General features: G+C 72.9%; 10 protein-coding genes. 3 read left to right on the top strand and 7 right to left on the bottom strand.

The genetic code is table 11. The features are described 5' to 3' along the window. Nucleotides 1-48: 48 nt before the first annotated feature. The 3 genes from RI578_RS02085 to RI578_RS02075 all read right to left on the bottom strand — a co-directional run bounded on the left by RI578_RS02085 (nt 49) and on the right by RI578_RS02075 (nt 4020). Nucleotides 49-2181 carry a hypothetical protein gene (locus RI578_RS02085; RefSeq protein ID WP_310869399.1) on the bottom strand — a complete coding sequence of 711 codons (2133 nt, stop codon included), beginning with the start codon at nt 2179-2181 and terminating at the stop codon, nt 49-51. Between the two features lie 454 nt (nt 2182-2635). Then, complete coding sequence (locus RI578_RS02080) at nt 2636-3166, bottom strand: hypothetical protein (protein WP_310869398.1); 531 nt, start codon at nt 3164-3166, stop codon at nt 2636-2638. A gap of 239 nt (nt 3167-3405) precedes the next feature. After that, the gene (locus RI578_RS02075) at nt 3406-4020 is read right to left on the bottom strand and encodes a TetR/AcrR family transcriptional regulator (RefSeq protein WP_310869397.1); all 615 of its coding nucleotides are present in this window, start codon (nt 4018-4020) and stop codon (nt 3406-3408) included. Nucleotides 4021-4165: 145 nt separating this feature from the next. On the opposite strand from RI578_RS02075, the gene RI578_RS02070 reads away from it, so the two are divergent. The 3 genes from RI578_RS02070 to ppk2 all read left to right on the top strand — a co-directional run bounded on the left by RI578_RS02070 (nt 4166) and on the right by ppk2 (nt 6744). Continuing rightward, entirely contained in the window at nt 4166-5224 is a 1059-nt protein-coding gene (locus RI578_RS02070) for an aldo/keto reductase (RefSeq protein ID WP_310869396.1), read from the top strand. 129 nt (nt 5225-5353) lie between these two features. Beyond that, nucleotides 5354-5743, top strand: coding sequence for a hypothetical protein (locus tag RI578_RS02065; RefSeq protein ID WP_310869395.1), 390 nt, complete (start codon nt 5354-5356; stop codon nt 5741-5743). Next, a complete protein-coding gene (ppk2, locus tag RI578_RS02060) occupies nt 5740-6744 on the top strand; it encodes a polyphosphate kinase 2 (protein ID WP_399059286.1) in 1005 nt (334 codons plus the stop codon). Before RI578_RS02065 ends, ppk2 begins: the two co-directional genes overlap by 4 nt. Nucleotides 6745-6804: 60 nt before the next feature. Here the strand turns inward: ppk2 and RI578_RS02055 are convergent, their stop codons facing one another. The 4 genes from RI578_RS02055 to RI578_RS02040 form a co-directional block, all read right to left on the bottom strand. Then, the gene (locus tag RI578_RS02055; RefSeq protein WP_310869394.1) at nt 6805-8343 is read right to left on the bottom strand and encodes a CYTH and CHAD domain-containing protein; all 1539 of its coding nucleotides are present in this window, start codon (nt 8341-8343) and stop codon (nt 6805-6807) included. Between the two features lie 78 nt (nt 8344-8421). Further along, nucleotides 8422-9384, bottom strand: a complete 963-nt coding sequence (locus tag RI578_RS02050) for a GlxA family transcriptional regulator (protein WP_310869393.1) — start codon at nt 9382-9384, stop codon at nt 8422-8424. A gap of 32 nt (nt 9385-9416) precedes the next feature. Continuing rightward, nucleotides 9417-10061 carry an HD domain-containing protein gene (locus RI578_RS02045; protein WP_310869392.1) on the bottom strand — a complete coding sequence of 215 codons (645 nt, stop codon included), beginning with the start codon at nt 10059-10061 and terminating at the stop codon, nt 9417-9419. 215 nt (nt 10062-10276) lie between these two features. Continuing rightward, the gene (locus RI578_RS02040; RefSeq protein WP_310869391.1) at nt 10277-11452 is read right to left on the bottom strand and encodes a M23 family metallopeptidase; all 1176 of its coding nucleotides are present in this window, start codon (nt 11450-11452) and stop codon (nt 10277-10279) included. Nucleotides 11453-11629 lie beyond the last annotated feature (177 nt).

Here is an 11629-nt window from a genome sequence, read left to right as displayed (position 1 = left end):
GCTGATCGTGCGGGCTGACCGGACCTGCGGTGGTGGTGCGTGCGCCGCTCAGCGCTCCGCGCCGTACGGCACCGGCTCGGTCACGCCGGCCGGTACTCGGGTGCGCGGCGCGGTGGGTGTCGCGGCGGCCGTGTCGCCGGGTCCGACGGCGGAGGGCGCGGCGGCAGACGACGGCAGGGTGAGGGAGAGCGGCCCGCCGGCCGTCGGGGTCCAGCCGGACAGCGCGCCGGCGTAGGCGTTCCCGAAGCCCGTGCCCCCGTGCAGGGTGCCCGCGGGCATCGTCGCCGTCACGGCCACGCCGTCCGGTGCCTGGACGGTCACGGTGTCACCGATGCGATGGCCGGTGACCTGCCCGGCGTCGACCGCGCTCCGCCAGACGGCACGGCGCCGCATCTCGGCGCCGATGTCCTCCATGCGGAGGTTCACCACGGGGGTGCTGTCGGCGAACAGGGCGTCGTAGCCCTCCAGTACGCCGTCGAGAACGGGGTACGCGATGCGGTCCTCGGCGAGGTTCGACTGGTGGATGAAGTGCGGCTTGGGGTCGTTGGACAGGACGTGCCCGAGCGCGATGCGCGTCTCCAGCGGCACGATGTGGCCGGCGTAGCCCGTGGCGGTGTCCAGCGGGGCGGCCAGGCAGGTGGAGGTGGCGGGGTTGTCCTCGCAGATGCCGCTGCCGCCCTGGGCGCGGCTGGTGTAGATCCAGTTGTACTCGTCGACCTGCTCGGCCGCCCGCCCGGCGTTGTAGAAGACGTTCATCGGATGGCGGGAGACGGTCGTGGCGCTGCCGACCTGCCGCTGGACGGGGTCGCGGGAGTTGTCCGAGGCGAGCCAGGCGATGCCGTTGTCCGCGAGGGCCGGCCCCAGGTTCGGATTGTCCACGGGCTGCTGCGGGGCCACCTTCAGCCCCGAGTGCTCGCCGGTCACCAACTCGTCGTCCTCCAGCGGGAGTCCGGCCAGCTCGCCCCAGACGCGGTTGGTGGCGATCTCGTCGGCGATCTCGTTCCGGCTCACCCACCGGGTGCTGCCGTCGGGGTTGGTCGCGCACTTCCACGGGACGACGCCGACGTCCTGCCGGCAGCCCAGGAAGGCGTGCGTGTAGGTGTGGTTGATCCAGCGGAACCGGTCCCGGTCGGCGATCAGCTGGTCCGCGAGCGGGTCGGCGCCGCCGTTGTCCTGGCGGTGGTCGACGCTGCCGGAGCCGTTGTAGGCCAGGTCGAGCGTGAAGTCACGGCTGTCCTGCCAGGCGGTGGCGTGGTCGACGTCGGCCGGGACCATGCGGATGGGGTTCGGCGTGCCCTCGCCCGGCGGGCAGTCCACGTCGCCGGGCGTGCAGTTGAGCTCGGTGTCCCAGCGGTCGTCGGCCGCGAAGACGTCGTCGACGTGCACGGCGAAGTAGTTGCGGTCGGCGCCGAGGTGGACGCCGCCGGTCATCCACTCCACGATGCCCCGGGCGAGCAGCCGGAACTGCTGCTGGTGCTGGTTGTAGACGAACGTGACGACGAGTTCGCGCCGGCCGTCGTGCCGGTACTCGCCCACCAGGGAGCCCTTCGTCGCCCGTCCGGGTATCGCCGCCTGGACGTACGGCACGAAGTCGGCGCCCGGTGCGGGTGCCGAGAGGTAGGCGTAGGACTCGCCCACGGTGGGGGAGTTGTCCTCGAAGGGGACGGCACCGTCCAGGTATCCGAAGGGGCCGGCCAGCCCGGCCGGTGTCACCTCGGCGCGGACGCCGTCGACGCTGCCGGCGTACCCGGTGCCGACCGCGTACTGGAGCCCGACCTCGGGGCGCGCGTAGGTGTAGGCGTCGACCTGCGGGATCGCGTACGTCTGCTCGTAGGAGGCGAGGGCCGCCATCTCGGCGGAGTCCGCCGGGAAGGGGTTGTCGTTGGGCAGGACGACGGACTGGAACTTGGCCCGCGGTCGTCCGTCCACGGTGTCCGCCAGGAAGTCGGCGTCGATCACGGGCCGGTCGGCGTCCTGGAGATCCACCTCCGTGTACGGCGTGCCCGCGGTCTCCAGTTCGGCGGCGATCGCGTCGGTGGCCGGTCCGCCGTCGCTGACGACCAGTACCCGCAGGTCGATGCGCGGGGCCGGGGCGTCGGCGTGGACCGGGCCGGCCGGTAGGCCGAGCGACGCGATCAGCGCGCCCACTGCGAGCGCCGTAGTGCGAATGGTCCGCTTCATGCGGTGAGGTTCCCTCCCCCGGGCAGGGGCGGGGCATGCTCCTGCGGGAGCACGCCCACCCCGTGACCACGCCGTCGCCCCCCTTAGACGCCGGTCGTCGACGTTTCCGTCGCGTCACATAGTGAGGCGCGTGTGGAGCTTTTGTGTGCCTGCTGCGGAACTTGACGGAAAAGCGCATGTGTCCATTTGCCCGGAACGGGCACGGTCGTCAGCGGTCGGCGAGCGCCGGACTCCGTGCGTCGGACCACCCCGGCAGGCCCGTGTACTGCTGCGGGCCGGAAAGCGCGGGCGCGGAATCCCGGCCTCCGCGGAACGTGGGTGTCAGTGGTCTCGACCAGTGCGCTGACCGGGTGTGGAGCGAGATCAGGTCAGCCGTGATGTCGCTCGCGCCGACGGCGGCCGGTCCGTCGCGGGCCGGCCGCCGACGGCGCTCAGTGCGCGCGGGGACGTGCGGTCAGGCGGCGCACAGGACGCGGGTCTCCGGCGTGTGGACCGGGCCTCCGTTGACGCTCGCGCTGTCGCTGAACTCCGCGTAGTAGTACGAGTAGAAGCCGATGTTGCCGTTGCAGCCGGAGTCGGCGGCGACCTGGAGGGTCAGGGTGACGGTGCGGCTCTGGCCGGGCGGGATGGTGGCGCCGTAGTTGGTGCCGAGGTTGGCCGGTCCGGTCCCGGTGCACGGGACGGCGCCGGCCTCCGACGCCAGACTGCATCCGGTGAAGCTGTACTTGAGATCGGGCCGCTGGGTGGTCAGCCAGGTCGGGTCGATCGTCTGGTAGACGAACCAGATGTCGTACGTCTTGTTGTTCTTGATCGTCATCGACAGGTTCACCGTGCCGCCCGGCTGAGTGGTCGCCGCGTCGATGGCGAACGTCAGCTCGGCCGGGGCGGGGTCGGCGGCGCTCGCGGAGGGCGCCAGGCCGAACACGGCGAGGGCGAGGGCGATGATCGTGGCGAGACCGAAGCGTCTCGTTCGTGTGGATCGCATGGTCCGGGAGATTAGGCACGGCCCCGGCGCACCGTCTGCACCGTCGGGAACACGGGGAACGGGACTCGGCCGGAAGTGTGCGTTCGGTGAAGAGGATGTGACGGAGCCGTCACAACCGGTGCTGGTCGGCGTTCGTGCACGACAGTGCGAGGGGTCGCCCGGGCGGGCCTCGGACGCGCCGATGCCGGACCACCGGTCGGAGGTCCCGGTGGCAATGGCGGATTCCGGGTGCCCGCCGGTCACGGGGACCGGAAGGCTCCCGCTCGCGCCGCCGCGGCCGCGGCTTCCGCGGCGCGGTCCGCCGTGGCCTCGTCCAGTGGCTCGTCGGTGGTCAGCAGGCGGTAGTAGAGGGGGGCGGAGACGGCGCGGATCACCTCGCGCGTGTCGGTGCCCTCGGGCAGCTCGCCGCGTTCGACGGCCTGGCGTGCGCAGGGCTCCCACTCCGTGACGCGGACGTCGTAGAACCGGTGGAGGGCGGCGGCCGCCTGCTCGTCGCAGGTCGCGGCGGCGATCATCGCCCTGAAGAGCGCGCCCTGGCGCGGATCCGCCAACGTGCGCCGCACGAGCCGGGCGTTCGCGCGCAGGTCGCCGAGGAGCGTGCCGGTCTCGGTGCGCGGGAGCGACTGCTCGGCCATGTCCGTGAGCAGGTCGGCGACCAGGTTGGCGGGGGTCCCCCAGCGCCGGTAGACCGTGGTCTTCCCGACCTCGGCGCGGCGGGCCACGTCCGCGAGATCGAGGCCGGCCAGGCCGTGCTCGGCCAGGGCGTCGCCGGCGGCCCGGAGTACGGCGGACCGTACGCGGGCGGTGCGTCCGCCCGGACGGACGGTGCCGGGTCCCACGCCTTCGGAAGTCATAACGGTACTCCGGTTCCATTAGTAACTGGATTGCTGTTAACCTGTGGGCCATCTTAACGGAACACAAGTCCCGTTAATGGAGGGCGGGTCCGTCGCGTCCTGCACCACCACGACGCGACGGACGGCCGGACGAAGGGATGCGGTTGTGGAATACAGGAGACTGGGCGCGTCCGGGCTGATGGTCCCGGCGCTGAGCTTCGGCGCGGGCACCTTCGGCGGCCGGGGTGAACTCTTCGGCGCCTGGGGCAGCACGGACGAGGCCGAGGCGCGCCGTCTGGTCGACATCTGCCTGGAGGCGGGGGTGACCATGTTCGACACCGCCGACGTCTACTCCGGCGGCGCGTCGGAGGAGGTGCTCGGCGCCGCCGTGAAGGGGCGGCGCGACCAGGTGATCATCTCCACCAAGGCCGGGCTGCCGATGGGCGACGGGCCGGCGGACGCGGGGACCTCGCGGGCGCGTCTGATCACGGCGGTCGACCAGGCCCTGCGCCGGCTGGGCACGGACTACATCGACCTCTTCCAGCTGCACGCCTTCGACGCCGGAACCCCCGTGCAGGAGGTGCTCTCCACGCTCGACGACCTCGTGCGGGCCGGAAAGCTCCGCTACACCGGCGTTTCCAACTTCAGCGGATGGCAGCTGATGAAGTCGCTGGCCGACGCGGACGCCCACGGGCACCAGCGCTACGCGGCGCACCAGGTCTACTACTCCCTCGTCGGCCGGGACTACGAGTGGGAGCTCATGCCGCTGGCCCTCGACCAGGGTGTCGGAGCCGTCGTGTGGAGCCCACTGGGGTGGGGGCGCCTCACCGGCCGGATCCGCCGCGGCCGGCCGCTCCCGGCCGACAGCCGACTGCACGCCACGGCCGACTACGGCCCGCCCGTGGCGGACGAGCTGCTGTTCCGGGTGGTCGACACGCTGGACGCCATCGCGCGGGAGACGGGCCGGACCGTGCCCCAGATCGCGATCAACTGGCTGCTGCGGCGCCCGACCGTCTCCTCGGTCATCATCGGCGCCCGCAACGAGGAGCAGCTGCGGCAGAACCTCGGCGCCGTCGGCTGGGAGCTGACCGAGGACCAGGTGGCCAGGCTCGACGCCGCGAGCGCCACGACGGCTCCCTACCCCTACTTCCCCTACGAACGTCAGGAGGGCTTCGCCCGTCTCAACCCGCACCCCTTGCGGCGCGTGGGCGTACCCCAGGGCTGACCTGCCCTGTTCCGGCGGCGTGGGAAGGGGCATTGTCAGTGCCGTGCACAAGAATGCGGGCAAGCGAGATCAACACCGGCCGGAGCGGGTAGGCGGTCTCGAGTCCCCTGTCCCGAAAGGCCACAGCCGATGCCGCTTACCGTCGTCCACGCGCAGACCGCCGACACCCGAGCGACCGGTCGCCGCGGGCCCCGCCCGTGCGCACCGCTCGGTCCCGCCGGGGCCGACATCCTGCGGATAGTCGCCGATGCGCGTACCCCTGTGTTCGTCACCGTGCGCGAGGGTGGAGGGCGCAGATACAGCTACTGGCGGCCGCTGGACTCGGCCACGGGCAGGGGCGGCTGCTACGTGGCGCTGCCCACCGCCGAGTGCGACAGGCTGCACGCCGCCGGCCGGATCACTCTGGGCGAGCCGCTGACCGACCCGGCCAGGACCACGTACCGGGTCACGGCCGCCCGGACGTCGGCCGGGCCCGTGCGCGCCGTGCGCTCCCTGCGGGACCGGGCGTACGCGGCGTGAGCACGGAAGAGGAGGCGGGGACGGCGAAGGCGGACGGCGCCGGTACCGACGCACCCGAGGACGATCTCCTCGAAGGCCTGCGGATCGACGAGCGCAGGCCGGAGAAGCCGATCCTGCTCAACGCGCAGGGCAGCCCCATCGACACCTGGCGGGAGAACCATCCGTACGACCGCAAGGTACGCAGGTCCGACTACGAGCGGCAGAAGCGGGTCCTGCAGATCGAGCTGCTCAAGATGCAGCGCTGGGCCAAGGAGACCGGCCGGCGGATCGTCGTCCTCTGCGAGGGCCGCGACGCGGCCGGCAAGGGCGGCACCATCCAGCGCTTCACCGAGCGCCTGAACCCCCGCGGCGCCCGCGTGGTCGCACTGGACAAGCCGACCGAGAGGGAGGCGGGACAGTGGTACTTCCAGCGCTACGTGGCCCACCTGCCCGCCCGCGGCGAGATCGTCTTCTTCGACCGCTCCTGGTACAACCGGGCCGGCGTCGAGCGCGTGATGGGCTTCTGCACCGAGCCCCAGTACCGGCAGTTCCTCCAGCAGGCGCCGCTGTTCGAGCAGCTGCTCACCGACGACGGCATCCTGCTGGTGAAATTCTGGTTCTCCGTCTCCCGGGCCGAGCAGCGGACCCGTTTCGCGATCCGCCAGGTCGACCCGGTCCGCCGCTGGAAACTCTCGCCGACGGACCTCTCCTCACTGGACCGCTGGGACGACTACACCGCGGCCAAGATCGACATGTTCCGGGCCACCGACACGCCCCACGCGCCCTGGACGGTGGTCAAGAACAACGACAAGCGCCAGGGCCGGCTGGAGGCCATGCGCAGCCTGCTGGACCGCTTCGACTATCCGGCGAAGGACGACGAGGCCGTGGGCAGTCCCGACCCGCTGATCGTGGGCGCCGCCGACACCCTGCTCGAAGCCGGTGAGGAACCCGTCGACCTCTCGCCGACACCGCTGGCCGGACACGGCGACGGGCCGGGGACCCACCCGGACCGGGCGGACTGACCCCGGCCGTCCACCCGGGAGACCCGGGTGGCGCGCACCGACGCGGGCCGCGCGTGCGGCTCAGTGATTCAGGGCCGTCCGGAGCGCGGGGTCCGACGCCGCCCGCCACACCGACGGGAGTTCCTCCTGCCGTGCGCGGGCTCCCGCCCGTTCCTGACCGTGGAGCAGGCCCCACGTGAACGCCGTCTCGCCCGCGCCGTGGGCCGCCACCGCCAGTTCCCGCAGCGTGTCCTGGGCGACCACGGCGTCCTGGTGCTCGCCGAGCAGCTTCTGCACCGCCTTGGCGCGCTTGCCGAGGCGGGCGACGGGCTTGCCGAGTGCCGGACGCGCCACCTCGGCCGCGTAGCGGACCTTCTTGGCCGCCTTGCGCGCCTGGTGCAGCGCCGCGTCCCGGGCCTGCCCGGACGGCTGCTCCAGCGCGTGGTCCATGCGCCCGGCGAGGCGGTCGTACTCCTTGAGGACCGCCTTGGCCATGACCGGGGCCGGCTTGCCCGCCGCTTTGGCGCGCAGTGGCGGCCGCCGGACCAGCCCGTCCAGCGCGTCCAGGAGACGCAGATAGCGGGCCGAGGCCAGGGCCTCCCGCGTGCGCGTCCGGCTCTCGTCGCCGCGGGACACGTCCCACACCCGCAGCCGTGCGGCGACCGGGCCGAGCACCAGGTCGTCGGGCAACTCGGCGACCGCACCGCTCAGCCGTTCGCGCAGCACCTCCTGGTCCCGCTCGACCCCCAGTTCACCCGCCAGCCACTTGAGCTCGGCGCGCAGGGGATCGGTGACCCGCCGGTCGAGAACCGACCGGTACGAGCGCAGGCAGCCGCGCAGGCGCCGGCACGTCACACGCATCTTGTGCACCCCGTCGGGCAGGTCCCGGCGGACCGCCGGATCCAGCGCCACCAGGATGCCGACCTGTTCGCGCGCGTACGCCGCCACGTACGCGCCCGGAGACCCGGGCACCACCTTGTCCGAGGCCCGGCGCGACGGCTTCACCTCCGCCGAGGCACCGGTCTCCCGCAACGCCCGGGCGAGCTTGGAAGGGCTGTCCGACCGCGCAATCCCCTTCTTGCGCAACTTGCGCTCCACGGTGTCCAGCAGCCCGGCGGGGGCCCCGTCGGCGAGCTCGACCTCCAGCTCGCTCCACTCGGCACGGCCACCGCCGCCCGACAGCGAGTCGGCACGCACCTCGTCGAGGCTGAGCTCGGCGAGCACCGTGCCCTCGGCATCACGGAGGTGCCGCACCGAGCGGGCGGACCTGACGCGCATGACGGGCCGCAGCTCCGCGCCCCGCGTACGGGACAGAACGAGTTCACGCAGCGCCTCCGGTACGTCGTCCGACAGCGCGGCCCGCACCTCCTCCCGGCTGTCCCCGGTGAGCGGGAGCTTCAGATGCCACCCGGCGTCCGAGCCGCCCGTCCGGCGGCGCAAGGTGGCCGACGTGCCGGCCAGCCGCAGATCCACGGTGTCGTGGTACACCGCGTCCAGCTCCTCGGCTCCGGCCTCGGTGACCGAGGCGACGGGACCGACGCCGGTGAGGTCCGGCAGCCCGTCGGCGCCGGAGGAGGAGGGCTCGTACTTTCGCTCGGTCTCGCGCTTCGACTGGGTCATATTGTGTCCTTCGACGCGATACGGCGGATCAAACGCCGAGGTGCTGGTCTTGTTCGCCGGCCCGCTGCGAGAGCCGGCTCAGGCCTCACCCCGCGCCGGGCACCCCGCGGTCGACCGGAAACGTGCCCGGTAGCTCGTGGGCGTCACGCCCAGAGCGCTCTGGAAGACCCGGCGCATCGTCTCCGAGGAACCGAAGCCCGACCGGCCCGCCACCGCCTCGATGGGGTCGTTGCCCCCTTCGAGGAGGGCCTGCGCGCACTCCAGCCGTACGGATTCCAGGTACTGCCCGGTCGTCATCCCCGTCTCGGCGCGGAAGAGCCGCCGCAGGTGCCGGGCGCTGACCCCCGCGGCGCGGGCCAGGGACTCCGGGCCGTGCGGAGCCGACGGGTCGGCGGTCACGGCGTCCATCACGGCGCGCACCACCGGGTGCCGTGCCTCGCGCGGGGTCAGGCGCGCGCTGAACTGCGACTGACCGCCCGGACGGGCCATGAAGACGACGAGTTCGCGGGCCACCTCACGGGCCAGGCCCCCGCCGTGGTCGTCCTCGACCAGGGACAGGGCCAGGTCGATGCCCGCGGTGACGCCCGCGGACGTGGTGACCGGGCCGTCCCGGACGAACACCGGGTCCGGTTCGACCGTCACCCGCGGGTAGGCGGCGGCCAGCTGCCCGGCGAGCCGCCAGTGCGTCGCGGCCCGCCGGCCGTCGAGCAGCCCGGCCTGCGCCAGCAGGAACGCCCCGGAACACACGGAGGTGACGCGGCGCGAGCGGCCGGCCAGTCCGGTCACGAGCGCCATCAGATCCGGCTCGGCGACGGCCTGCCGCCACTCCCGCCTCCCGGTCACCACCAGGGTGTCCAGCCGGCCGGGCAGCCCGGCAGGCCCGCCGTCCACGCCCACCCTGACCCCGGAGGACGTCCGCACGTCCGTGCCGGACGGGGAGACGACCCGTACGTCGTAGTGGGCGCCGAAGAGGTTGGCCGTGGTGAAGACCTCGGCGGGACCGGTGACGTCGAGCAGTTGCACCCCGTCGAATGCGGTCACCGCGACCGCACGCCGCGCGGACCCGGCCGTGGCTACTCCGCCCACGGGGAGTCGAGGACGGTGCGGACGAAGTCCCCGCGCTCGAAGCCCGGCACGTAGTGCGCGAGCACGTCCGCCTTGACGTTGCCGAACGCGGTGTCCGGCTTGGGCCGCACACCGTCGGTGAACGCCCCCAGGATTCGGCGCTTGAAGTCGGGACGCGGGTGCAGGGCGACGACCGCGGCCCGGTCGGCCTCGGGGACGTCGTGGTAGCCGATGCCGAGGACGTCGTACTCCACGCCCGCGGTCACCAGCGCCACCTCCGGTTCCATGAACTCCGGGACCCCGGGGGTGGTGTGCAGGGCGATCGCGGTCCACACCCGCCGGACACCGTCCTCGGGCACGTCGTGCGCGCGCAGGAAGCGGCGCGCCTCGTCGGCGCTGTCCACCTCGAAGCGCCGGCCACTGCCGTGGAAGGCCTCGTTCAGTCCCAGGTCGTGGAACATGGCGCCGATGTACAGCAGTTCCGGATCGAAGTCGAGGTTCCGGTCGCGCCCCTGGAGGGCGCCGAAGAAGTACACCCGGCGCGAGTGGTGGTAGATCAGCTCGCTCGTGCTGTCCCGCACCAGCTCGGTCGCCTCCCGGGCCAGTTCGGTGTCCGGGACGCGCACCCCGGTCGTGGAAAGGTCGTTCGTCATCGCCAACCGCCTGCTCATCGGTCCGCCGGCGTCTCCGGCAGCCGTGACCAGTCTGCGCAGCGCGCGGCGGCGACGCCATGGCCGTCCGGCCGTACGACCCACAGATGCGGACATGCGCCCCGGCTGCTAGGGGGTGTCGTTCGGATCTCGCCGGGGTCGCGGGGCCGGTCGCAAGGCACCGTTGCCTGGAGCCGGCCTGATCCAAACGACACCCCCTAGCCGCCGGCGACGAGCCAGGGCCGCGGATCGGTGTAGTACCCGTCGAGGACGACCTCGAAGTGCAGGTGGGGCCCGGTGGACAGGCCGGTGGAGCCGACCCGTCCGATCGGGGCGCCGGCCTCCACGGCCTGCCCCGCAACGGCCTCCAGGGACGACAGGTGACTGTAGGTGGTCTCCAGGCGTTTGCCCTCGATGGTCCCGTGGTCGATCACTACGCGGTTGCCGTAGGCGCTGGTCGACGCGGCGAACACCACGCGGCCCCGCCGTGCGGCGACGACCTGTGCTCCCTGGGGCGCGGCGAAGTCCACACCGGTGTGCAGCTTGGTCACCCCGGTCAGCGGGTGCTCCCGCGACCCGTAGGGCGAGGTGATGGTGAGCGGGCTCACCGGAGCCGCCAGCAGCGCGCCGGCCGCCCCACCCGTGCCGCCGCCGGACTCGGCCCGGTCGAGTGCCTCGTAACGCGGGAGCAGGGCCTCGACCTCGGCGAGGTAGGTCCTGGCCGTCGGAGGCACGCGCCCCGCCTTCGTCACGGCGTCCGTTCCCGACGAGTACGCGGCGAGGGTCAGGTCCACGAGGTCCCCGTTGACCCGGCCCTCGGTGCGCAGTTCGGTCACCTTCTCGGCCAGCGAGCAGTCCTGCCGGCCGAGCGCCATGATGGCGTCCGCCGGATCGCGGGGCGAGGAGTGCCCGTTGCCGTCGTCGTCCCTGCCCCAGATCCGCCACTCGGTGTCGGTGAAGGCGGCGATGCCCTTCTGGCCGGAGAGCGCGTCCGTGTCGTCGCTCCAGCCGGAGAGCTGGTCGATCTGCGCGGCGAGCACGGACGGTTCGAGGATCGTGCAGGCCGAGGCCGCCTTGCGCAGCCATGGGACGTAGGAGGGGTCGATGTCGACCGCCGCGGCCGGGTTCGTGCCGGAGTCCTCGGGCCACGGGGACGGCAGACCGCCCGTCAGCGCGAGGAACGCGGCCACGCCGGTGACGGTCACCAGACCCGGTAACAGCAGCAGCGTGACGGGCCCCGGACCGCGGCGCTTCCGCTTTCCGGCCTGTTCCGGTCGCCCCGGCTGTTCCGGCTGCTCGGACTGCTCCGGCCGCTCGGGGCGTGCGGGGTGTTCCGGCTGCCGCTCGTCCGCGTCCACGGCCGCCTCCGCCACGGTCAGCCGCTCGTCGTTCACCGGGGCGCTCGCCGGGACCTGATGCTCACGAAGCCGAAGGTAACGCCCCGTCCCGGGGGCGTCAGGAGGCCCCGAGGCAGCGGGAGATGTCCGAACGGGCAGAGCGATGGCGGCCCGACGGGCAGCTCGGCCGCGGCCCCGCCGCCCGGACCGCGGCCCCACCGGTCGTGGCATAGA

It is taken from the genome of Streptomyces sp. BB1-1-1, from assembly GCF_031597775.1.
In the GTDB taxonomy this organism is placed as follows: domain Bacteria; phylum Actinomycetota; class Actinomycetes; order Streptomycetales; family Streptomycetaceae; genus Streptomyces; species Streptomyces thinghirensis.
This window is presented reverse-complemented; position numbering and strand designations above follow the sequence as displayed.